22 protein-coding genes are annotated in these 20,751 nt (G+C 67.2%); 9 read left to right on the plus strand and 13 right to left on the minus strand.

Features of this window, described 5'->3' with window-relative positions; translation table 11 throughout:
* Positions 1 to 111 precede the first annotated feature (111 nt).
* Positions 112 to 576 carry a D-aminoacyl-tRNA deacylase gene (dtd, locus tag MJ602_RS04780; protein WP_243019681.1) on the plus strand — a complete coding sequence of 155 codons (465 nt, stop codon included), beginning with the start codon at positions 112 to 114 and terminating at the stop codon, positions 574 to 576.
* A gap of 41 nt (positions 577 to 617) precedes the next feature.
* Here the strand turns inward: dtd and MJ602_RS04785 are convergent, their stop codons facing one another.
* The 4 genes from MJ602_RS04785 to MJ602_RS04800 form a co-directional block, all read right to left on the minus strand.
* Positions 618 to 1,877, minus strand: coding sequence for an MFS transporter (locus MJ602_RS04785; protein ID WP_243019683.1), 1,260 nt, complete (start codon positions 1,875 to 1,877; stop codon positions 618 to 620).
* Positions 1,874 to 2,611, minus strand: coding sequence for a sulfite exporter TauE/SafE family protein (locus MJ602_RS04790; RefSeq protein WP_243019684.1), 738 nt, complete (start codon positions 2,609 to 2,611; stop codon positions 1,874 to 1,876). Before MJ602_RS04790 ends, MJ602_RS04785 begins: the two co-directional genes overlap by 4 nt.
* A gap of 155 nt (positions 2,612 to 2,766) precedes the next feature.
* Positions 2,767 to 3,225 carry an rRNA maturation RNase YbeY gene (ybeY, locus tag MJ602_RS04795; protein WP_243019686.1) on the minus strand — a complete coding sequence of 153 codons (459 nt, stop codon included), beginning with the start codon at positions 3,223 to 3,225 and terminating at the stop codon, positions 2,767 to 2,769.
* Positions 3,226 to 3,288: 63 nt separating this feature from the next.
* Positions 3,289 to 4,239, minus strand: coding sequence for a PhoH family protein (locus MJ602_RS04800; protein ID WP_243019688.1), 951 nt, complete (start codon positions 4,237 to 4,239; stop codon positions 3,289 to 3,291).
* 47 nt (positions 4,240 to 4,286) lie between these two features.
* Between MJ602_RS04800 and ruvA the strand changes: the two genes are divergently transcribed.
* Genes ruvA through MJ602_RS04830 form a run of 6 tightly spaced genes read left to right on the plus strand, consistent with a single transcriptional unit; the run spans position 4,287 to position 11,121 of the window.
* The gene (gene ruvA, locus MJ602_RS04805; RefSeq protein ID WP_162017535.1) at positions 4,287 to 4,862 is read left to right on the plus strand and encodes a Holliday junction branch migration protein RuvA; all 576 of its coding nucleotides are present in this window, start codon (positions 4,287 to 4,289) and stop codon (positions 4,860 to 4,862) included.
* Positions 4,863 to 4,910: 48 nt separating this feature from the next.
* Entirely contained in the window at positions 4,911 to 6,794 is a 1,884-nt protein-coding gene (locus MJ602_RS04810; RefSeq protein WP_243019690.1) for a trypsin-like peptidase domain-containing protein, read from the plus strand.
* Between the two features lie 18 nt (positions 6,795 to 6,812).
* A complete protein-coding gene (ruvB, locus tag MJ602_RS04815; protein WP_243019691.1) occupies positions 6,813 to 7,883 on the plus strand; it encodes a Holliday junction branch migration DNA helicase RuvB in 1,071 nt (356 codons plus the stop codon).
* On the plus strand, positions 7,880 to 9,163 hold the full coding sequence (locus tag MJ602_RS04820; protein WP_243019692.1) for an efflux RND transporter periplasmic adaptor subunit: 1,284 nt from the start codon (positions 7,880 to 7,882) through the stop codon (positions 9,161 to 9,163). Before ruvB ends, MJ602_RS04820 begins: the two co-directional genes overlap by 4 nt.
* Positions 9,163 to 10,392 carry an ABC transporter permease gene (locus MJ602_RS04825; RefSeq protein WP_243019694.1) on the plus strand — a complete coding sequence of 410 codons (1,230 nt, stop codon included), beginning with the start codon at positions 9,163 to 9,165 and terminating at the stop codon, positions 10,390 to 10,392. The genes MJ602_RS04820 and MJ602_RS04825 overlap by 1 nt, the downstream gene beginning before the upstream one ends.
* A 12-nt stretch (positions 10,393 to 10,404) precedes the next feature.
* Positions 10,405 to 11,121: an ABC transporter ATP-binding protein gene (locus MJ602_RS04830; RefSeq protein WP_243019696.1), complete on the plus strand. Its 717-nt coding sequence runs from the start codon at positions 10,405 to 10,407 to the stop codon at positions 11,119 to 11,121.
* Here the strand turns inward: MJ602_RS04830 and MJ602_RS04835 are convergent.
* The 8 genes from MJ602_RS04835 to MJ602_RS04870 all read right to left on the minus strand — a co-directional run bounded on the left by MJ602_RS04835 (position 11,096) and on the right by MJ602_RS04870 (position 18,010).
* A complete protein-coding gene (locus MJ602_RS04835) occupies positions 11,096 to 11,455 on the minus strand; it encodes a RidA family protein (RefSeq protein ID WP_243019697.1) in 360 nt (119 codons plus the stop codon). The two genes, MJ602_RS04830 and MJ602_RS04835, sit on opposite strands and share 26 nt — an antisense overlap.
* Before the next feature lie 170 nt (positions 11,456 to 11,625).
* Positions 11,626 to 13,188 (minus strand): nitrite reductase, encoded by a 1,563-nt coding sequence (locus tag MJ602_RS04840; protein ID WP_243019902.1) that lies wholly within the window; start codon positions 13,186 to 13,188, stop codon positions 11,626 to 11,628.
* Positions 13,189 to 13,249: 61 nt separating this feature from the next.
* The gene (nirJ, locus tag MJ602_RS04845) at positions 13,250 to 14,503 is read right to left on the minus strand and encodes a heme d1 biosynthesis radical SAM protein NirJ (RefSeq protein ID WP_243019699.1); all 1,254 of its coding nucleotides are present in this window, start codon (positions 14,501 to 14,503) and stop codon (positions 13,250 to 13,252) included.
* A 2-nt stretch (positions 14,504 to 14,505) separates the two neighbouring features.
* Entirely contained in the window at positions 14,506 to 14,997 is a 492-nt protein-coding gene (gene ahbB, locus MJ602_RS04850; protein ID WP_243019701.1) for a siroheme decarboxylase subunit beta, read from the minus strand.
* Positions 14,987 to 15,457 carry an Lrp/AsnC family transcriptional regulator gene (locus MJ602_RS04855; protein ID WP_243019702.1) on the minus strand — a complete coding sequence of 157 codons (471 nt, stop codon included), beginning with the start codon at positions 15,455 to 15,457 and terminating at the stop codon, positions 14,987 to 14,989. The genes ahbB (MJ602_RS04850) and MJ602_RS04855 overlap by 11 nt, the downstream gene beginning before the upstream one ends.
* Positions 15,441 to 16,475 (minus strand): siroheme decarboxylase subunit beta, encoded by a 1,035-nt coding sequence (gene ahbB, locus MJ602_RS04860; RefSeq protein WP_243019704.1) that lies wholly within the window; start codon positions 16,473 to 16,475, stop codon positions 15,441 to 15,443. Before ahbB (MJ602_RS04860) ends, MJ602_RS04855 begins: the two co-directional genes overlap by 17 nt.
* Complete coding sequence (locus tag MJ602_RS04865; RefSeq protein WP_243019706.1) at positions 16,476 to 17,666, minus strand: cytochrome D1 domain-containing protein; 1,191 nt, start codon at positions 17,664 to 17,666, stop codon at positions 16,476 to 16,478.
* Positions 17,663 to 18,010, minus strand: coding sequence for a c-type cytochrome (locus MJ602_RS04870; protein WP_423246688.1), 348 nt, complete (start codon positions 18,008 to 18,010; stop codon positions 17,663 to 17,665). Before MJ602_RS04870 ends, MJ602_RS04865 begins: the two co-directional genes overlap by 4 nt.
* 192 nt (positions 18,011 to 18,202) lie before the next feature.
* Between MJ602_RS04870 and cobA the strand changes: the two genes are divergently transcribed.
* On the plus strand, positions 18,203 to 19,033 hold the full coding sequence (gene cobA, locus MJ602_RS04875) for a uroporphyrinogen-III C-methyltransferase (protein ID WP_243019707.1): 831 nt from the start codon (positions 18,203 to 18,205) through the stop codon (positions 19,031 to 19,033).
* A 140-nt stretch (positions 19,034 to 19,173) separates the two neighbouring features.
* Here the strand turns inward: cobA and MJ602_RS04880 are convergent, their stop codons facing one another.
* A complete protein-coding gene (locus MJ602_RS04880; protein ID WP_243019709.1) occupies positions 19,174 to 20,088 on the minus strand; it encodes a LysR family transcriptional regulator in 915 nt (304 codons plus the stop codon).
* Between the two features lie 102 nt (positions 20,089 to 20,190).
* Here MJ602_RS04880 and MJ602_RS04885 point away from each other — a divergent pair, with 102 nt between their 5' ends.
* Entirely contained in the window at positions 20,191 to 20,733 is a 543-nt protein-coding gene (locus tag MJ602_RS04885; RefSeq protein WP_243019710.1) for a VOC family protein, read from the plus strand.
* Positions 20,734 to 20,751: the final 18 nt, after the last annotated feature.

Below are 20,751 nucleotides of genomic sequence, written 5' to 3' on the forward strand. Positions count from 1 at the left end.
CGCATTGCTGCGCAATGCGGGCAGGGAGACGCCACCAGCGCGGCGGGGCGGCCCTTGCGCGGTGGCCGCTGGCTTGGGCCGCGCCGGTTGCATGTGCCTTGGAGCACTGAAATGATTGCGATTCTGCAAAGGGTGAGCCAGGCGCGCGTGGATGTGGCGGGCGAGACCGTGGGCGCCATCGGCGCGGGCCTGCTGGTGCTGGTGTGCGCCGAGCGCGGCGACACCGAGCAGGAGGCCGACAGGCTGCTGTCCAAGATCCTCAAGCTGCGCATCTTCAGCGACGAGGCTGGCAAGATGAACCGCAGCGTGCAGGACATCGGTGGCGGCCTGCTGCTGGTGAGCCAGTTCACCCTGGCCGCCGACACCTCCAGCGGCAACCGCCCCGGCTTCAGCCAGGCCGCCGCGCCCGATGAGGGGCGGCGGCTGTTCGACTACGTGGTCGCCCAGGCGCGCGCCGCGCACCCCGTGGTGCAGACGGGCCGGTTTGCCGCCGACATGCAGGTGCACCTGGTCAACGACGGGCCGGTGACGATTCCGATGCGCATGGAACCATGCCCGGGTTCGATTCAAAAATGATAGCTGCTGGCGCTTGATAGATATGCGCTGAGGTTGTTTTTTTATTTTTGGTTGGCCAGCAATGGTGACTTCGGCAGTACCCGAAACGCCAGCGAAGCCAGCGCCAGCCAGCCCGCAATGGCCAGCATGACGGCGGTGTGCGGGTCGGTGCCGCGCTGCTCGGCCCAGGTGGCGACGATGCCGGTGAACCACTGCATCAGCGCCACGCCCAGGAACATGGCCATGGTGAAGGCCGACAGGGCGCGGCCCGTCAGCGCGGGTGGGTAGGAGGCGCGCACGTCGGCGTACTGCAGCACGCCATAGCCCGACAGCAGGCCCATCAGCAGGATCAGCGCCACGCTGGCGCCGGCCTGCTGACGCAGCAGTGCCAGCGCCACGAACAGCGCGGCCATCAGCAGCGAGGCGTTGGCGATCCATGGCCGGCGCTTTGCGGTGCCGGGGTCCAGCCGGCCCGACAGGCCGGGTGCGAACAGCGCGATGAGCGACAGGGCGAGTGCGACGTTGCCGCTGTCCACCAGCGTGAAGTGGAAGCGGTCCATCAGCAGCGGCGCCAGCCACAGGCCGCGCAGGGACAGGAAGGCAGCGTAGCCCGACATGCCCAGCAGCAGGATGCCCCAGGTGTGGGGCAGGAGCAGCAGCTCGGCAAAGCCGCGCAGGGCCTGGCCCCAGGTTTCTTGCGCGGCTGCGGGCGGGGTGGGCAGTGGGGGCTCGTGCACGCGCAGGTAGATCAGCAGCCACGACAGCGCGCTCAAGCCGGCCAGCGCTGCGTATCCGGTGCGCCAGCCGCCGTGCTGCACCAGCCAGGCGAGCGGGGTGCCGGTGAATAGCAGGCCCAGCCCGCCCACGCCCATGGCCACGCCCGAGAGAAAAGCGAAGCGATCCGCCGGAAAGTGCCGCGCGATGAACAGCGTGCACGCCAGGAAGGCGGGCGAGCAGCCCATGCCGATCAGCAACTGGCCCGCCATCAGCCCGGCATAGCCAGGTGCCAGAGCGGAGAGTGTCGCACCGGCAATCGCCAGCGGAAAGGCGGTGAGCACGGTGCGGCGCAGACCGTACAGGTCCAGGCCCACGCCCATCAACAGTTGGGCCACTCCGAAGGAAAGACCGAACAGCCCGGCGAAGGCGCCCAGCGACTGGGCGGACAGCCCGAACTCCGCCGTCAGCCCCTGGGCCAGGATGGCGGTGGTGGTGCGGAACGCCTGGCTGAGCGCGAAGCCGCTGAGCAGCGCCAGCAGCATGACCCAGAGCGCGCGCTCGTTTGTGTGTCTTGGGCCGGGGGGAGGCGTTGTGTGGTTGTTCACTGCCGCCAGAAGAACAGCCCCGCCATCACCAGGCCTGTGGCCACAATGCCCCAGCGCAGCACCGGCGCGGGCAGCCTGCGCGCCACGCGCGCGCCGCCGTAGCCGCCGGCCGTGGCGGCCAGCATCATCAGCAGTGCCTGGGGCCAATGCACCACGCCGCCTGCGGCGTAGATGGCCACGGCGATGGCTGTCAGCAAGGCCGACACCCAGTTCTTCAGCCCGTTCATGGCGTTGAGGTTGGTCTGGCCCAGCAGGCCGAACAGAGCCAGCAGCAGGATGCCCAGCCCGCCGTTGAAGTAGCCGCCGTAGCCCGCCACGGCCAGCACGCCGACGGTGGCGCGGGCGGTGGAGGGCTTGCCGCCCGCGAGCCGCGCGCGCAGCCAGGGCCCGAAGGCGAACAGCGCCGTGGCCGCCAGCAGCAGCCAGGGCACCACCTTGCGGAAGGTGGCGTCGGGGGTGACCAGCAGCAGCGCCGCGCCGGCTGCACCGCCTACCAGCGAGAGCACCACCAGCAGCCGCATCGACAGGCCCGGTGGCGGCGCGGTGTCTTCACGAAAGCCCCAGGCCCCGGCGATATACCCTGGCAGCAGCGCCACCGTGCCCGTGGCATTGGCTGCCACGGGCGGCACGCCGGTGAACACGAGCGCGGGCAGGGTCAGAAAGCTGCCGCCTCCGGCGACGGCGTTGAGGGCGCCAGCGATGAAGGCGGCGGCGAGCAGCAGGATGGTGTCCAAGGGGTCTCCTTCAGGCCCGGGTCCGTAAGGGCCTGTTCAAAGATGATTGCGGGCTATTGCGGCTATCTTAGGTGGAGATTTTTGAAGCTGATGGGTAGATTGGCACCTCAAAAGTACCAACTGCTTTGCCGGAGGGTGTGCGGTCGCGGGGCAGGCTATGGGGCGTAGGGGTCGGCGTAGCCCAGTTCCTGCAGGATGGAAGTTTCGTAGGCCTCCATCTCCTGTGCATCCTGCTCGCTGGTTTCGTGGTCCCAGCCCTGGGCATGCAGCGTGCCGTGCACCAGCAGGTGGGCGTAGTGCTCTTCCAGGCTTTTGTTCTGCTCGCGTGCCTCGCGCTCGACCACGGGGGCGCAGAGCACCAGGTCGGCGGTGACCACCGGCTCCTGCGTGTAGTCGAAGGTCAGCACGTTGGTGGCGTAGTCCTTGTGCCGGTAGTCGCGGTTGAGCTGGCGGCCTTCGTCCTCGCCGACGATGCGTACGGTGATTTCGGCGTCCTGGGCGAGGGCGTGGCGGATCCAGCGCGCGACCTTGTGGCGCGGCAGCACGGCGCGGTGGGCCGCTGTGTCGTCGCTGCGGGCAAACTGCAGGGAGAGGGTGAGGTGGTTTAGAGCCATTTTGGCCTCCAGCGCCCGTCCTGATTGCGCGAGCAGCTATTGATTTATGAGTATTTGTGGGTGTCAGTCGGCGCTGCGGCGGCCTCGCTGGGCGTCGTAGGCATCGACGATGCGCGCCACCAGCGGGTGGCGCACCACGTCGGCACTGGTGAAGCGTGTCACCGCGATGCCCTTGACGCGCTTGAGCACCCGTTCGGCGTCGACCAGGCCGCTCAGCGCCCCCTTGGGCAGGTCGATCTGGCTCACGTCGCCGGTGACGACGGCGCGCGAGCCGAAGCCGATGCGCGTGAGGAACATCTTCATCTGTTCGGGCGTGGTGTTCTGCGCCTCGTCGAGGATGACGAAGGCGTTGTTCAGCGTGCGCCCGCGCATGAAGGCCAGCGGCGCGATTTCCAGCGCATTGCGCTCGAAGGCCTTCTGTACCTTGTCGTAGCCCATGAGGTCGTAGAGGGCGTCGTACAGCGGGCGCAGGTAGGGGTCCACCTTCTGCGCGAGGTCGCCGGGCAGGAAGCCCAGGCGCTCGCCTGCTTCCACGGCCGGTCGCGTGAGCACGATGCGCTGCACGTTGCTGCGTTCCAGGGCATCGACCGCGCAGGCCACGGCGAGGTAGGTCTTGCCGGTGCCCGCCGGGCCGATGCCGAAGGTGATGTCGTGCGTGGCGATGTTGTCGAGGTACAGGGCCTGCGTGGGTGTGCGCGCGCGCAGGTCGGCGCGGCGGGTGTTCAGCGGCGCCGGGCCGCCCTCGGTTTCGGCGGCCAGGGCGCTGTCGCCCACCAGCATGAGCTGCAGGTGCTCTTCGGTGATGGGGCGGTCGGCCAGTTCGTAGACGGCCTGCAGCACCTCCAGCGCCTGCGTGGCGCGGGCCTTCGGGCCGTCCACCTTGAACTGCTCGTGCCGGTGCGCAATGCTCACCTGCAGCGCCGCCTCGATGGTGCGCAGGTGGCTGTCGGCCGGGCCGCACAGGTGCGTGAGGCGGATGTTGTTGTGGGGGGTGAAGGTGTGGCGCAGTATCACGCGGATAATCCCAGTCGTTGGCCGCCTCGTCGCGGCAAAGGATTTCAATGATAGGCAAATTGACCGGCCAGCTGCTGGAAAAGAACCCGCCCGAAGTGCTGGTGGACTGTCATGGCGTGGGCTACGAGGTGCAGGTGCCCATGAGCACGTTCTACAACCTGCCTGCGGTGGGCCAGACGGTGAGCCTGCTCACCCAGTTCATCGTGCGCGAGGATGCGCAATTGCTGTATGGCTTTGCCACGGCGCGCGAGCGCGCGGCGTTTCGTGAACTCATCAAGATATCCGGCGTGGGGCCGCGCACAGCGCTGTCCATCCTCAGCGGCATGGACGTGGACGATCTGACCCAGGCCGTGGCCTTGCAGGAGGCCGGGCGGCTGGTCAAGGTGCCGGGTATCGGCAAGAAGACCGCCGAGCGCTTGTTACTGGAACTCAAGGGCAAATTGGGCGATACATTGGGTACGGCAAGCGCTGCCCAGGCCAGCGGTGCGCAGGGCGATATTCTTCAGGCGCTGCTCGCTTTGGGGTACAACGACAAGGAAGCGGCGGCTGCACTCAAGGCTTTGCCTGGGGATGTGGCGGTCAGTGAGGGGATCAAGCTGGCGCTCAAGGCGCTGGCGAAATAGTGGCGACCTGTTCAGCCACCCACCGAAAGGAAAAATATGGTTTCATTTATGGAGCAACGTAACAAGAGACAGTTGGGCGGGATCTTGCTTTCAGTATTGATCGCAGGATGTGGCGGAGGTTCTGGGGAGCAAGTTTCCATGGTCACGCGTGTGGAGTCACGCGTGCAATCCGCAGATGCTGTTCAGGAACCTAGCAGTGTCAAGTCAGCGCCGGTTTCTGACCGCGTGAAGCCCAGCATCATTGGCTTGGGCAATGTGGCAAAGCCTAAGGTGCAGCTTGTGGAGATGAGAGGCGCTCGTTTGATTGGGCATTCCCGTACTGTTGAGCAAACTCGAACTGTGCAGGGTATAAAAAACCACTTGCAATGGGAGAAAACCCCATCTAATGGATGGAAATCTGCCCTGGGTTTCAAACTAAATGACGCCTTTGGACTGCGCATGGGGGTGCGTATTTCCATGCTTCCAGGGGAGGCTATTGTGCGTGTATATTCTCCAGAGCGCCCGGAGATGGTCTTTCAATTGTCTGGTGCGCAAATTCTGCAGATGATAAAGATCAATTTAGATTCTGGCGACCTTTCTGACGAAGGGCGCACATGGTGGACTCCGGATATTGGGCACGCGCATGTTGTCCTCGAAATAGAATTGCCGCCAGGGATTGACGTAAATAATGTTAGTTTCACTATTCCAGCAGTATCTGAAATTTTCGAAAATATTTCGTTGCCTACCGAACGGGAGTTAAGATTCGCAAAGATTGGTGAATCTGCGAGTTGCCATCTCGATTCAAATTGTTATGACGAGCATGCCAGTAAACGCAATGCTGTTGCGCGCATGTTATTCACCCGAAACGGGCAGACTTATGTCTGCTCAGGGACTTTGTTGAACGACAAAGAAGGGAGTGGCACGCCCTATTTTTTGAGCGCAAATCATTGTATTTCCAGTCAGACGGTTGCTAGCACACTCCAAACAGACTGGTTTTATAGATCTCCTAGTTGTAATAATTTGACGCTTTCTAATAGCACTTCTAGAAGATTTAATGGGGCTACTCTTCTTTATGCGTCCACGGAAACAGATATATCGTTTATGCGCTTGACAGACACACCGCCAGCGGGTGCCACCTTTGCGGGGTGGGATGCAAGTGCGCAGGGTTTTGGCGCTTCGGTGGTAGGGATACATCATCCTCGAGGGGATTTGCAAAAAATCAGTTTTGGCAGTTTGAGGGGCTTCACTTCGTGCTTTCCGGGAGAAGGTAGTGAATTCAGTTGTTTTGGAACTACTGGAAAATTCTACACAGTTAACTGGTCTCAAGGCACAACTGAGGGTGGTAGTAGTGGTTCTGCGATATGGAAGGATGGCTATGTGATTGGCACCTTGTATGGCGGAGCGGCAGCATGCACGACAACCAATTCCTTGGATATTTACGGACGGTTTGACGTTGCATACGCTGCAAAAATAAAAGAATGGCTTGCATCTGCAACAGAAGGATACAAGCGGGTTCCGGTTTATAGGTTCTATAATACAAAAACTGGTGCACATTTTTATACTATGAGCGTTCCGGAGCGAGACAATATCATTGCGTCTCTTAAGGAATTCAATTATGAAGGGGCCTTGTTTTATGCTTATGCAGGGGCGGGGTCGGGACTCAGTCCAGTCTATCGATTTTACAATTCTGTTTCAGGAGCGCACTTTTATACCATCAGTCCTTCGGAGCGCGATAATGTTATCGCACTTTTGAAAAACTATAATTTTGAAGGCTCGCAATGGTATGCGCAGCAGGGAGGTGGAAATGACAGTGTGGCAATGTATAGGTTTTTTAATTCCAAAACTGGCGCGCATTTTTATACGATCAATACTTTGGAAAGAGATTTCGTGATTGCATATAATAAAGAATTTTCCTATGAAGGTCCGGTTTATTACGCTTGGACCACTAAATAGAGCGTCGTGCAGTCAAGCATGACCATCCACACCGACGATTTCACTCCCGCCCCCCCCAAGCGGGTCGTGTCTGCAGCGCCTTCTTCGCCTCAGGAGGAAGCCCTGGAGCGCGCCCTGCGGCCCAAGCTGCTGCAGGAGTACGTGGGCCAGGCCAAGGCACGTGAGCAGCTCGAAATCTTCATCGGTGCGGCGAAAAAGCGCGCGGAGGCGCTGGACCATGTGCTGCTGTTCGGCCCGCCCGGGCTGGGCAAGACCACGCTGTCGCACATCATCGCCGCCGAACTGGGCGTGAACCTGCGCCAGACCAGCGGCCCGGTGCTGGAAAAGCCCAAGGACCTCGCCGCGCTGCTGACCAACCTGGAGCGCAACGATGTGCTGTTCATCGACGAGATCCACCGCCTCTCGCCCGTGGTCGAGGAGATCTTGTACCCCGCGCTGGAGGACTACCAGATCGACATCATGATCGGCGAGGGGCCGGCGGCGCGCAGCATCAAGCTCGACCTGCAGCCCTTCACGCTGGTGGGCGCCACCACGCGCGCGGGCATGCTCACCAACCCGCTGCGCGACCGCTTCGGCATCGTGGCGCGGCTGGAGTTCTACACGCCCGAGGAGCTGGCGCGCATCGTGATGCGCAGCGCGGGGCTGCTGGGCGCGCCCATCGACGACGCGGGCGGCTTCGAGATCGCGCGCCGCTCGCGCGGCACGCCGCGCATCGCCAACCGCCTGCTGCGCCGCGTGCGCGACTATGCCGAAGTCAAGGGCGACGGCCGCATCACGCAGGACATGGCCCACCGCGCGCTGGCCATGCTCGACGTGGACCCGCAGGGCTTCGACGTGATGGATCGCAAGCTCCTGGAGGCCGTGATCCACCGCTTTGACGGCGGCCCGGTGGGGTTGGACAACATCGCTGCGAGCATTGGCGAAGAGGCCGGCACCATCGAGGATGTGATCGAGCCCTACCTCATCCAGCAGGGCTATCTGCAACGCACGCCGCGCGGGCGCATCGCCACCCAGGCTGCGTGGCGTCACCTGGGGCTGCAGCCGCCTGCGGGGCGGGGTGGGGCCGATCTGTTCGGGGCCGGCGCATGACAGCGCTGCACGGGCGCCGCGCCCTCGTGGCGGGCGCGCTGGTGCTGCTGCTGGTGGGCGCGGCCTGGCTGGCCGCCCGGCCCGCGCCGGTCGATGCCGTGCAGCCGCGCCAGGGGCTGCTGGTGCGCAGCCTGCAGTTCTCCGCGCGCGTGGAAAGCCTCACGCGGGTGGAGCTGGGCAGCACGGTGACGGCACGCGTGGCGCGCGTGGCGGTGGATGAGGGCGCGCACGTGCGCGCCGGCCAGGTGCTGGTGCAGCTTGAATCCGACGAGGCCCAGGCCGCCTTGGCGCAGGCCCAGGCGGTCGAGCAGCAGGCGCGTGCGCGTCTGGCGGGCCTGCGCGGCACGGGCCGCCAGGCGGCGCAGGCGGCGCTGGCCCAGGCCGACGCCAGCGTGCGCGCCGCACGGGCCCAGTTCGAGCGCGTGGAGCCGTTGGTGGCCCAGGGCTTCTACAGCCCGGCCCAGCGCGACGAAGCGCGCCGTGCGCTCGATGTGGCGCTGGCCCAGCAGGCCGCTGCCCAGGCCCAGTGGCAGGCCCAGGGCGATGCCGGTGCCGATACCGCGCAGGCCCAGGCCCAGTGGGACGCCGCGCGCGCCGCCACCCAGGCAGCCCAGGCCCGGCTGGCGCAGACCGCGCTGCGCGCGGGCGGCGATGGGCGCGTGATCCTGCGCAGCGTGGAGCCGGGCCAGATCGTGCAGCCCGGCAAGGCTCTGCTGACGCTGGCGCTGGACGGCCCCACGCAGCTCGTGGCCCAGGTGGACGAGCGCTTTCTGCAGCAGTTGCAGCCGGGCCAGCGTGCCGCCGTGCTGGCCGACGCCTTTGCCGGTCAGCCGTTCGCGGCGCGGGTGCAGTCCCTGGCTCCGGGGGTAGACGCGCAGCGCGGTGCCATCGAGGTCAAACTGGCACTGGAAAAGGCGCCACCCGATTTTTTGCGCGAAGACATGACGCTCTCCGTGGAGGTGGAAACCGGCCGCAGCGAGCGCGCCCTGGCGCTGCCGCTGTCGGTGCTGCGCACGCCCATCGACGGCGATGTGGCGCAACTGCTGGTGGCCCGCGACGGCCGGGCCGAACTGCGCCGTGTGCGCGTGGGCCTGCGCACGCTCGACGCCTTCGCGGTGCAGGAGGGGCTCTCGGCCGAGGACTGGGTGCTGCGCGCCGCTGCCGTGCAACCAGGCCAGCGCGTGCGCCCGCGGCCCGTGCCCTGGGAGCCGGCTGCCGGGGTGCGCATGGGTGAGGGCGGCGCGGCCGGTGCGGCCCTGGCCCAAGGCATGGGGCGCTGATGCGGCGCTACTGGCCGGGCTTCGAGTGGCAGGTGGCCTGGCGCTTCCTGCGCGAGGGGCGCATGCAGACCCTGCTCATCATCGTGGGCGTGGCGGCTGGGGTCGCCGTGGTGGCCTACATCTCTGCGCTCATCGAAGGGCTGCAGGCCAACACCCTGGCCAAGACGCTGGGCGCGCAGGCGCACATCAGCCTGCGCGCGCCTGAGGATATGGTAACGCCAGCCGCCCGCCTGGAGGCCGGCACGGCCGTGCTCAGCGATACCCAGCCGCGCGCCCAGCGCCTGCGCTCCGTGGCCAACTGGCAGGCGCTGCTGCCGGTGCTGCAGTCCACGCCGGGCGTGGCAGCGGTGTCGCCCATGGTGTCAGGCGCGGGCCTGGCGCTGCGCGGCGAGGCGGCTCTGGCCATTGCGCTGATGGGGGTGGAGCTGGAGCGCTACGACCGCATCGTCAACCTGCGTTCCAAGGTGGTGGCGGGGCGCGCCAGCCTGCAGCCGGGCGAGGCCATCATCGGCCGCGAGCTGGCCGCCGACCTGGGCCTGCGCGTGGGCGACCGCCTCACCCTGCGCACCGGCCTGGTGAGTGACGCTGCGCGTGTGACCGCGCTGGTGGACCTGGGCGTGAAGGACCTCAACCGCCGCACCGTGATCGTGCCCCTGCGCGCCGCGCAAAACCTGCAGGGACTGCCCGGCGGCGCTACGCACCTGGACCTGACGGTGGCCGACGTCTGGGCCGCGCAGGCCCTGGCCGACAGCCTGCGCCGCCAGCACCCGCTGCGCGTGGAAAGCTGGCAGGAGAGCAACGCCCAACTCGTTTCGGCGCTCAACGCGCAGAGCGTCAGCACCACCATCATCCGCGCGGTGGTGCTCGTGGTGGTGGTGCTGGGCATTGCCAGCGTGCTGGTGGTTTCTGTCGTGCAAAAGGGGCGCGAGATCGGCATCCTGCGCGCCATGGGCGCCACGCGCGGTCAGATGCAGCGTGTCTTCCTGCTGCAGGGCGCGGTGGTGGGGGCGCTGGGCTCGCTGCTGGGCATCGCCCTGGCGGTGGCGCTGGTCTGGGCCTTCACCACGTTTGTGCGCGGCTCGGATGGGCTGCCGCTGTTTGCCATCACCGTGCCGGTGCCCACCGCGCTGCGCGTGGCGCTGATCGCCACGCTCTGCGGGGTGCTCGCCGCCGTGGCGCCGGCGCGCCGAGCGGCGGCCATGGATCCGGCGCAGGCCATCCGCATGTGACGGGGTGCGGCGATGCTGATCGAACTGCAGGGCCTGCGCAAACGCTACAACCTGGGCCAGCCCAACGAGGCCGAGGTGTTGCACGGGATCGATCTGCGCGTGCAGCGCGGCGAGTTTCTCGCGCTGATGGGTCCTTCGGGCTCGGGCAAGAGCACGCTGCTCAATATCCTGGGCCTGCTCGAACGCATGACCGAGGGAGACTATCGGCTGCTGGGCGATTCGGTGCGTGGCCTGCCGGATGCCGAGCTTACGCTGCGCCGGCGCAGCACGCTGGGTTTCGTGTTCCAGTTCCACCACCTGCTGCCCGCCTTCACGGCGCTGGAAAACGTCACGCTGCCCGCGCTGATGCACGCGGGCCGGGTCAGCGCCCCAGCCGAGGCCAAGGCACGCGAACTGCTCGATGCCGTCGGCCTGGCGGCCGCCCTGCACAAGCGGCCCTCGGAGCTGTCGGGCGGCATGCAGCAGCGCGTGGCGATTGCGCGCGCGCTGGTCATGGACCCGCCGCTGGTGCTGGCTGACGAGCCCACGGGCAACCTGGACACTGCGTCCTCCGATGACGTGTTTGCGCTACTGCGCCACATCCACGCCGAGCGCGGCACGGCCTTCATCGTTGTCACCCACGACCCGCGCCTGGCGGCGCGCTGCGACCGGCTGGTGGAGCTGGTCGATGGCCGCATCGCGCGCGATGAGGCGGTGGTGCAGGCTAGACCCGCGGCACCGCCACGGTGAACACGATCTCCAGCAGATAGTCCGGGCTGGCCAGCTCGGCGCTCACGCAGGCCCGCGCCGGGGCGCAGCCTTCGGGCAGCCAGGCCTGCCACAGCGCGTTGAAGGCGGCGCGGTCGGCCATGTGCTTGAGGTAGATCGTCGCCATCAGGATATGGCGCTTGTCGGTGCCGCACAGCGCCATGGTGCGCTCGGCCTGCGCGAACAGGGCCTGCGTCTGGCTGGCAATGTCGGCGCCGCTCTCGGGCACCTCCACAAAGTACGCCGTGTGCTGGTGCACCACGGCGTCCGACCATTGGGACTGGGGATTGATGCGGGTGATGGTGTTGGATTCCATATCAGTTGCTCCAAGACAGGCCGCATTGTCCATGCCCTCGAAACAGGCGCGGTCCAGACCAGGGCTCCCGCGCAAGGGCCGCCCCGCCGCGCCGGGAGCGTCCCCCTGCCCGCATTGCGCAGCAATGCGAGAGCGGGGGGAAGGCGCGCAGCGCCACAGGGGGGTGTTCCTCAGTGAGACGTGCCCTCTGAGCGCGTGATCTTGTTCCACACGTTGTACTTGCCCACAGGCTTGCTCATGGGCAGGCGTTTGACTTCCTTGAGCGTCTGCGCGTCGTACACGATGAGGGCGCCGTCCATCTCCCACACGCTGGCCAGGGCGTAACGGCCGTCCTTGGTGAACTCGATGTGCGCCAGCGTCCTGCCGGGCTCGCGCAGGCTGGCCACGGGCTCCAGCGTGGCCTTGTCGATCAGCGTGAGCGTGTCCTTGGCCTTCGGGCTCATCATCGAGTCGGTCCAGGCGTAGCGCGTGTTCTCGTGGCTGCGCATGAAGAAGCCCGGACCCGGCGTGGGGATGGTCTTGACCGTGCGCCAGGTCTTCATGTCGATCACGTCGATGGCGCCGTCCTTGAGGTTCGGGCTGGCCAGCACCGTGGTGCCGTTCCAGGCGAAGGTGATGCCCGAGCCCAGGTGCGGCATGCCGGCGATGGGCAGGTCGGCGATCTTGCGGCGCGCGTCCAGGTTCACCACCTGGGCGGATGCGCCCTCGCTGCTCCCGGCCTTGGGGCGCGTGGCACCGAGCACATGGCGGTAGCTCTGGTCGAAGAAGAAATCGTCCAGCGGCTCGTCCAGCGGCGTGCGGCGCACGCCTTGGAAGCCCGGCTTGGGCAGGCCCTCGCCCATCCTGTAGTCGTGCACCAGGCCGTCGTAAATGGGCTCGGCCTGGGGGTCGTAGGAGATTTCCCAGACCTCGGGGATGTCCTTGAGTGCCACCACGAAGCTCTTGCGCGGCGCGGCGTCGTACACCGCCGAGGCGCGCGAGGCGCTCTTGCCGTCGAGCGTGGTGGCGTCATAGCGCTTGACCAGTTGCAGGTCGGCGTCGAACAGCACCACGGTGCGCGGCAGGTAGTTGGCGGCCATGACCCAGCGGCCGTCGCCGCTCACGGCCACGTTGCGCATGTTCAGGCCGGCGCGCACCTCGGCGACCACGGCCAGGTTCCACAGGTCGTACTTGGTGATCCAGCCGTCGCGCGAGCCGAAAAACACGTAACGCCCGTCGGGCGAAAACTTGGGGCCGCCGTGCAGTGCGTAGCGGCTGGCGAAGCGGTGGATGACCTCGAAACGGTCGCCGTCGAGCACCGAGACATGGTGGTCACCGCCCTCGACGACCAGGAACACGTTCATTGGGTCGGCTTGCCACACCGGCTTGTCGGCCAGCGGCTTCGTGGGTGCAGGGGCGGCGCGCGAGGCGCGGATGTCGGCGTCGCTCCAGGCGGGCGCGGGCTCCACGGGCTGGTAGATCCAGCCGGCCAGCGCGGCGATCTCGGCGGCCGACAGCGCGGCGGCAAAGCCCGGCATCTGCGTGGCCGCGCGGCCTGTGCCGATGACCTTCAGCGCCTCGGCGCGGCGCAGGCGTTCAAGGCTTTCGGGCAGCAAGGCTGGGCCCATGCCCCCCGTGCGCTGCGTGCCGTGGCACGCAGCGCAATGCTGCTGGTACAGCGCTGACGCATCAATGGCGACGGCCGCGGCAGGAGCTGGTGGCGTGTTTTGCGCGTGGGCCAGATCCACGCCCATCCAGAGCAGCCCCGCACTCAGGGCCAACTGGCCGGCGCCAGCCAGCCAGTGCCGTAGGCGCTCACACACCCTCGGACTCAGGGTGGATTTCGATGGTGCGGCGGCGGTTGCTGAACGGCGTGACCGCCACGCGCTGCGCGTCGCTGCCCGAGGCCAGGCCGATTTCATCGTCGCGCAGGTAGCAGCCGGGGTCTTCGGCCCAGGCGTCGCCGGTGAGCTGCTGGGCGCGCACGCGCGTGTTGCCGCCGCAGATTTCGAAATAATTGCAGCTGGCGCAGCGCCCGCCCACCGGGCGCGGCTTGGCCTTGAGACCGGCCATCAGCGGCTCGGAGGTGTCGGACCAGATGCTTGAAAACGGGCGCTGGCGCACGTTGCCCAGGTCGTGGTGCCACCACATGGTGTCGGGGTGCACGGTGCCCAGGTTGTCGATGTTGGCCACGTTCACGCCGCTCGAATTGCCGCCCCAGGCGATGAGGCGCTCGCGCAGCGGTGCCTCCCACTGCGGCATGCGTTCGCGCACCCATTGCAGCAGGTAAGGGCCGTCGGCGTCGTTGTTGCCGGTGACGTAGTCTTCCTCGCGGCCTTCCAGCGCGGACTGCCAGGCGCGCTCGAACAGCAGGTCGAGCGCATCGCGCGTGGCCTGGAACTGCGCGTCCTTGCCGCGGTGGATGTTGCCGCGCCCGGCGTAGTTGAGGTGCGAGAAGTAGAACTTGTCCACGGCCTCCTGGCGCATCAGGTCGAGCAGCGCCGGGAAGTCGTGCGCGTTCATGGCCGTCATGGTGAAGCGCAGGCCCACCTTCACGCCGCGCTGGTGCAGGTAGCGCACGGCAGCGAGGCTGCGGTCGAAGGCGCCATCGAGGCGGCGGAAGAAGTCGTGTGTCTCGCGCAGGCCGTCCAGGCTGATGCCCACGTAGTCGAAGCCCATGGTGGCGATGCGGTCGGCCATGGGCTCGTCGATCAGCGTGCCGTTGGTCGACAGGCCCGTGTAGAACTTCATGTCCCGGGCGCGCTCGGCGATCTCGAAGATGTCGGGCCGCATCAGCGGCTCGCCGCCCGAGAGGATCAGCACCGGCACCCGGTAGGCCTTGAGGTCGTCCATCACGCCGAACACTTCCTGCGTGGACAGCTCGCCCTCGTAGTCGTGGTCGGCCGACAGCGCGTAGCAGTGCTTGCAGGTGAGGTTGCAGCGGCGGATCAGGTTCCAGATCACCACCGGGCCGGGCGGCTGACCGCTGCCCCGGCGTGCGGGAACGGGGTAGGTGCCAGTCGCCTGGGCTTGCGCGAGCTCGCGCATGTATTGGCTGATGCGGAACATGGTTAGCTTTCTTGGCTTTGCCGAAGACGCAGGCCGGTCTTCTTGAGGATGGCGGTGGAATAAAGAATGTCGTGGCCCCGGCAGGCGGAGCCCAGCAGTTCTTGCAACTGCACGGCCTGCTGTTCGACCTCAGCGCGCGTGCGGCCGTGCAGCATGGCGAACAGGTTGTACGGCCAGCTGGGCAGGCGGCGCGGGCGGCGGTAGCAGTGGCTCACGCCGGGCAGTTGGCCGATGCGTTCGCCAAGCTGGTCCACCAGCGCGTCGTCCACGTCCCACACGCTCATGCCGTTGGCGGTGAAGCCCAGGCGGTAGTGGTTGGGCACGGCGCCGATGCGGCGGATGAGGCCGCTCTCCAGCATCTGCGCCAGGCGCTCGCGCACCTGCTGGCCGCTCACGCCCAGGCGCTCGCCCACGGCATCGTAGGGGCGGGGTACCAGCGGCAGGCCGCCCTGGGTGGCAGCGATCAGCTGGCGGTCAAAATCGTCAAGCGCCATGCTGCACTCCGCTGGTCAGGGGGAGCTTGAGTTCAACGAAGAACTCGCGTTCCTTGGGGAAAGCCAGCACGGGGAGGCCCGTTTCGGCCTCGATGCGTTCAATCGCGGCCGCGCACTGCGCCGGCGTCTCGGTGCCGAGCACGAACCACATGTTCAGCGCATGGTCGCGCCGGTAGTTGTGCGCGATCTCGGGGTGGGCGTTGACCTGGGCCGTGACAGCCTCGTAGCGCTCCTCGGGCACGGCCATGGCGGCGAGCACGAACAAACCGCCCGCGCGTTCGATCTGGAACAGCGGCCCAAAGCGCGTGAGCATGCCGCTTTCCAGCAGGGCCGAGAGCCGACCGATGACATATTCCTCGGTCCAGCCGAACTCGGCCGCCACATCGGCGAAGGGCCGCTCCGTCAGCGGCAGGTCGCCGTGCAGGCGCTCCAGCAGGCGGGTGTCATCCGGCGACAGCATCGAGCACCTCCGGTGTGGCGGCGGCGTCCGGGGCCGTGGCGGTGGGCAGGGCGCGGAAGCGCCACGGGCCAGTCTGCTTGAAGCGGCGGCACGAGAACAGCACCTCGTGCGGAAAGCCGCCGAGGCCGGCCTCGGCGATGGCGCGCGCGATCACGTCCCGCACGGCGGCGCGGCCGCGGCCATGCACCATGCAGTACAGGTTGTAGGGCCAACCTTCGGCGCGCTCGCGCCGGTAGGCCAGCGTCACGCCGCTGATGCGGGAAAGGGCCTCGCCAAAGGCGTCCACCTGCGCGTCGGGAATGTTGAACACGGTCATGGCGTTGGCGTCGAAGCCCAGCTCGTGGTGGCGCACGATGGCGCCGATGCGCCGCACCGTGCCCTGGTCCAGCCACTGTTGCAGCGTGTGCAGCACGGATTCGGGCGTGCGGCCCAGCGCCTGTGCCCAGGCGTCGTAGGGGCGCGGCACCAGCGGCAGGCCGTCTTCGAGCAGGGCGGCGAGCGGCCGGTCGGCATCGAGCACCGGCGTGGCCTCGCGCGCGGCCGCCATGGGCGCGGGGGCGGTGCTGCCGCGCAGGTCGAAGCCCAGGTCGATGCGGTAGGCGCGCTGCATGCGCAGCTGCAGGGCGGGGAGGCCCGTAGCCTCTTCGAGCGAACGCATGGCGGCACGCACGGCGGCATCGTCCTGCCCGGTCATCACGAACCAGAGGTTGAAGTGGTGCTCGCGCTGGTAGTTGTGGTTCACGCCGGGGTGGCTGGAGACCACGGCGGCAACGGCGTCCAGGCGCTCGGGCGGAACGGCCATGGCAGCCAGCAGCGCAGCGCCGCCGGCATTGCCCGCGAACACGCCGCCGATGCGGCTCAGAGCGCCATCACTCTGCAGCCGGGCATAGCCGGCTAGGACTTCATCGGTGGTCAGTCCCTGGATGCTTGCGATGTGCGCAAAGGGCTCACGTTCGAGCGGAAAGCCACGCTGCCAAGGGTTGAGCAAGGTCAGGCGCAGGTCGGGGTGGGGGTCCATCTAGAACCCCACCCGCGCTGCGCGGGAGGTGAAGAAAATGCCGCTCGGGGAATCCACCGTCATGGTGGCCTGTGTGGCAAAGCTCTGGGTGTCGATCACGCTGACGCGGTGGTCGTCGCGCGAGCTGATCCAGACCGATTCGCCGCGCGGCGTGAACTCCATGTGCAGCACGGCCTTGCCGGGCTCCAGCGTGCGCACGATCTTCTGCGTGGTGGTGTCGATGACCTGCACGCGGTGGTAGTCGGGCACCGAGAAGTTGACCCACACCTGGCGACCGTCGGGCCGGGCCATCACGAACACGGGCTGGCCCGCCACCGGGATGCGGCCGACCTCCTGCCAGGTGTCGGTGTCCACCACCAGCACCTCGTGGCGGCCGATGGCGGGCAGGTAGGCGCGGCGCCCGGCGACGGCCCAGCCGCGCAGGTGCGGCATCTTGTAGACCGGCAGCGGCTCCTGTCCCCGGCCGTAGCCCGCGAGGATGCGGCGTACCTGGGGCTTTTCCTCCCACAGGTCCACCATGGCCAGGCCGTCCTCGCCAAACAGGCCGGCGATGTAGTGGCGGCCGTTGGGCGTGACCAGCGCGTCGTAGGGCTGGCGACCGATGTTCGGCAGCTTGGTGGTGACGGGCCGCGCGGGGTTGGACAGGTCGGTGATCCAGATGGCGTCGGCGTCAAACAGGCTGTAGGCGAAGCGGCGGCCCGGCAGATCCACCAAGCCCACCACGCGTGAGAGGCGGCCGGGTTCGAACTCGGCGGGCACGTCGGCCACCAGTTCCAGCGTGGCAGTGTCGAAGGCCTTGATGCCGCCGGGCGTGTAGTTCTGCGCCACCACCAGGCTGCCGTCGGCGCTGATGGCGCCGCCGATGGAATTGCCCGCCTGCATCACGCGGCCGACGATGCGCTGGGTCAGCAGGTCCACCTTGGTCAGCGCACCATCGCGCCCGAAGACAAAGGCATGGCGCGCATCGCGCGAGAACACCACCGAGGCATGCGAGAGGTCGCCCAGGCCCTTGACCTCGGCCAGCAGCTTGCGCTGGCTGGTGTTGACGATGGCCAGCGTGCCCGTGGAGCGCGCCACGACGACGCCCAGGTCGCCCGTGCCGACCAGGGAGGGCGCCGGGCCGGAGCTGGCACAGCCCCCGAGCAGCAGGGAGGAGGCGCCCAGCAGGGCGAGGCAGTCACGGCGTTTCATCGGGAATCCTTCTCTGGCTCGGGAAAACCAGCCATCAGTTGTTGGGCAATCCACAAGGCCTCGGCCTCGCTGAGCATGGCCTTCCAGGGGGCCATAGGGGTGCCGGGGCGGCCGCCGTAGATGGTGGAGGCCATGGAATCCAGGGGTTTGTCGGCCAGTGCCTCGCGGGTGAGCGCGGGGCCCAGGCCGCCCGTCAGGTACAGACCGTGGCAGGAGCCGCAGTCCTGGCGCACCATGCGGATCAGCTCGCGCTGGCGCGCAGCGTCCGGGGCCTGCGCATGGACTTGATGGGCGACAAGGCACAGAAGCAGCGACACGCCGCAGGACTGCAGGGTGCGAGCCAAGGATCGGGGGCGCCGAGTAGAGATCGGGAGGTTTACCATGGTGGGGATCTGTCGGCAGCAGAAGGCCGCCGACATGTGCCGATGTTCACCGCAATGGCCCCGCATGTCCTTGATGTTAGTCAAGGGCGTTATGGCGAGGGCTTTTGACAATGGGAGCACTCGACACCGCATCCCGTTATTTCCGGAGCATTGATGGATACCGCCCGCCCTCCCGCGCACGCCGCCGTTCAGCCAGACGCCCCTGCGACCCCCGCCCTTTCGCCTTCCGAATGGGGGCGGGTGACGCTGGTGGGCGCTGGCCCCGGTGACGCCGAACTGCTGACCCTCAAGGCCGCCCGCGTGCTGGCCAGCGCGCGCGTGGTGCTCTACGACAATCTGGTGTCGGAGGATGTGCTGCGCCAGATTCCCCAGGATGCCGAGCGCATCTACGTCGGCAAACAGAGCAGCAACCACACCTTGCCCCAGGAAGGCATCATCGAACTCATGGTGCGCCTGGCCAAGGCCGGTAAGTCGATCGTGCGCCTCAAGGGTGGCGATCCCTACATCTTTGGCCGTGGCGGCGAGGAGGCCGAGGCCCTGGTGGCCGAAGGCATTGCCTGCGAGACCGTGCCCGGCATCAGCGCCGCGCAAGGCGCCTCGGCCAGCACCGGCATCCCGCTCACGCACCGCGACCACACCGGCATGCTGGTGTTCGCCACCGGCCACCTGCAGGGCGAGGGCGAGGAGCGCAGCGTCGCGCTCGACTGGGCCGCGCTGGCCCGGCCGCGCCAGACGGTGGTGATCTACATGGGTGTAGGCACCCTGCCGGTGATCTGCACCAAGCTCGTCGAGCACGGCCTGCCGGGTCACACCCCGGCTGCCTTGGTCGAGCGCGCCACCCGGCCCGACCAGCGCACCATCGTCGGCACGCTCGAAACCCTGCCCGCGCTCAGCGTGAAGCATGGCGTGCACCCCCCGGCGCTCATCATGATCGGCGACACCGTGTCGCTGCAGGAGCGCATCGGCGGGCCGGCGCTGAGATAACTCCCCCTGTGTCGCTACGCGCCTTCCCCCTCGCCTGCGGGAGGGGGCGCCGCCAGCGCAGCGGGGCGGCCCTTGCGCGGTGGTCGCTGGCCTGGGCCGTGCCCGTTCATGCGCCCTGACGGAATGCAGAGCGGCAGGAATCATTCACCAGAAGCGCTCCAGCCTCGGGACGCCACCTGCGCATGGAGGAACCGAGCGAACTCCGCCGCTGCGGGTGCCAGCGAGGCGCTGGCGCGCTGGTAGACCTGGAACTTGCGCCGCAGCTCGGGGCCCAGCAGCGGGCGCATCCGTAACTGGTAGAGCTTCACCAGCGAGTCCGCGTAGGGCAGGCAGGTCGTGATGCCCTGGCCGGCGTGCACCAGGCTCAGCGCCGTGGACATGAAGGCCACCTCGTGGCTGGGGCGCAGTGTCAGGTCGCGCAGCGCACCGTGCAGGTCGTGCGTGAGCAGCTCGGTGAATTGCCCCTGCAGGGCAATGAAGGGGTGCTGCACCACATCGTTCCAGCCAATGCGCGGCAACGGTTCCAGTGCATGGCCCGGCGGGAAGACCACCATGAAGGGCAGCTCGAACAGCGCTTGTGCGGCGATGTCCGCGCCCGTCGGGCGCTCGGGCCCCACGCCATAATCCACCTCGCCGCTGGCCACGCGCGCCAGCACGCTGTCCACCTCGCAGTCGGCCAGCCGCACCTGCACGTCTGGATGGGCCTGGTTGAACGCGGCGATCACGTCGGGCAGCAACGTGCAGGCCATCAGCTGCGGCGCGGCGATGCGCACCACGCCCTTCTTCAGCGCCTTGAGGTCGTCGATGCCGTGCAGCACGCCTTCGAGGTCCTGCAGGATCTTGTCCACCAGCGGATAGAAGCCGCGCCCCGCTTCCGTCAGCCCGATGCGCCGCGTGCTGCGCTCGACCAGGCGCACGCCCAGCGCCTGCTCCAGTTCCTTGATCTGCCCGCTCAGCGCCGATTGCGTCACATGCAGCGAGGCGGCGGCCTGGGTGAAGCTGCCGGTGCGCACCAGCGCCACCAGGGCGCGCAACTGCCGCAGGGTCACATTCATATGAAAAACTGATAAATGAATTAATAAATACCGTTTGAATGATAGATCGAAAGGCCGTGTAATGGCGTCCAAGGTGCCATGAACGGCACAGGAGACACCGCCATGCAGATCCAGAATATTCACCACGTGGCCTACCGCTGCAAGGACGCCAAGCAGACGGTGGAGTGGTACGGCAAGTACCTGAACATGGGCTTCGTGCTCGCCATCGCCGAGGACAGCGTGCCCTCCACCGGCGAGCCCGACCCGTACATGCACATCTTCCTGGACGCGGGCCACGGCAACATCCTGGCCTTCTTCGAGCTGCCGGGCCAGCCGCCCATGGACCGCGACCGCAACACCCCCGTCTGGACGCAGCACCTGGCGTTGCAGGTGGACACCATGGAGGAACTGCTCGCCGCCAAGGCGCGCCTGCAGGCCGACGGCATCGAGGTCATCGGCCCGACCGACCACACGCTGTTCCAGTCCATCTACTTCTTCGACCCCAGCGGCCACCGCCTGGAGCTGGCCGTGAACACCGGCACGCCCGAGATGCTGCAAAAGCTCGACGAGGTGAAGTGGGACATGCTCAACGAATGGGCGCGCACCAAGAAAGCCCCCAAACACGCTGCGTGGATGCACGACGGCAGCCACCGCGCCAACGCCTGACCGATCGGAACCGCCACC

The organism is Simplicispira sedimenti, from assembly GCF_022760965.1.
Classification (GTDB): Bacteria; Pseudomonadota; Gammaproteobacteria; order Burkholderiales; family Burkholderiaceae_C; genus Simplicispira; species Simplicispira sedimenti.

Excerpts from the sequence above, each read along its gene's own strand:
- dtd (WP_243019681.1), top strand. The coding sequence starts at position 112 with ATGATTGCGATTCTGCAAAGGGTGAGCCAGGCGCGCGTGGATGTGGCG.
- ybeY (WP_243019686.1), bottom strand. The coding sequence starts at position 3,225 with ATGGCTCTAAACCACCTCACCCTCTCCCTGCAGTTTGCCCGCAGCGAC.
- ruvA (WP_162017535.1), top strand. The coding sequence starts at position 4,287 with ATGATAGGCAAATTGACCGGCCAGCTGCTGGAAAAGAACCCGCCCGAA.
- MJ602_RS04810 (WP_243019690.1), top strand. The coding sequence starts at position 4,911 with ATGGAGCAACGTAACAAGAGACAGTTGGGCGGGATCTTGCTTTCAGTA.
- ruvB (WP_243019691.1), top strand. The coding sequence starts at position 6,813 with ATGACCATCCACACCGACGATTTCACTCCCGCCCCCCCCAAGCGGGTC.
- MJ602_RS04820 (WP_243019692.1), top strand. The coding sequence starts at position 7,880 with ATGACAGCGCTGCACGGGCGCCGCGCCCTCGTGGCGGGCGCGCTGGTG.
- MJ602_RS04825 (WP_243019694.1), top strand. The coding sequence starts at position 9,163 with ATGCGGCGCTACTGGCCGGGCTTCGAGTGGCAGGTGGCCTGGCGCTTC.
- MJ602_RS04830 (WP_243019696.1), top strand. The coding sequence starts at position 10,405 with ATGCTGATCGAACTGCAGGGCCTGCGCAAACGCTACAACCTGGGCCAG.
- MJ602_RS04835 (WP_243019697.1), bottom strand. The coding sequence starts at position 11,455 with ATGGAATCCAACACCATCACCCGCATCAATCCCCAGTCCCAATGGTCG.
- MJ602_RS04840 (WP_243019902.1), bottom strand. The coding sequence starts at position 13,188 with ATGGGCGTGGATCTGGCCCACGCGCAAAACACGCCACCAGCTCCTGCC.
- nirJ (WP_243019699.1), bottom strand. The coding sequence starts at position 14,503 with ATGTTCCGCATCAGCCAATACATGCGCGAGCTCGCGCAAGCCCAGGCG.
- ahbB (WP_243019701.1), bottom strand. The coding sequence starts at position 14,997 with ATGGCGCTTGACGATTTTGACCGCCAGCTGATCGCTGCCACCCAGGGC.
- MJ602_RS04855 (WP_243019702.1), bottom strand. The coding sequence starts at position 15,457 with ATGCTGTCGCCGGATGACACCCGCCTGCTGGAGCGCCTGCACGGCGAC.
- ahbB (WP_243019704.1), bottom strand. The coding sequence starts at position 16,475 with ATGGACCCCCACCCCGACCTGCGCCTGACCTTGCTCAACCCTTGGCAG.
- MJ602_RS04865 (WP_243019706.1), bottom strand. The coding sequence starts at position 17,666 with ATGAAACGCCGTGACTGCCTCGCCCTGCTGGGCGCCTCCTCCCTGCTG.
- cobA (WP_243019707.1), top strand. The coding sequence starts at position 18,203 with ATGGATACCGCCCGCCCTCCCGCGCACGCCGCCGTTCAGCCAGACGCC.
- MJ602_RS04880 (WP_243019709.1), bottom strand. The coding sequence starts at position 20,088 with ATGAATGTGACCCTGCGGCAGTTGCGCGCCCTGGTGGCGCTGGTGCGC.
- MJ602_RS04885 (WP_243019710.1), top strand. The coding sequence starts at position 20,191 with ATGCAGATCCAGAATATTCACCACGTGGCCTACCGCTGCAAGGACGCC.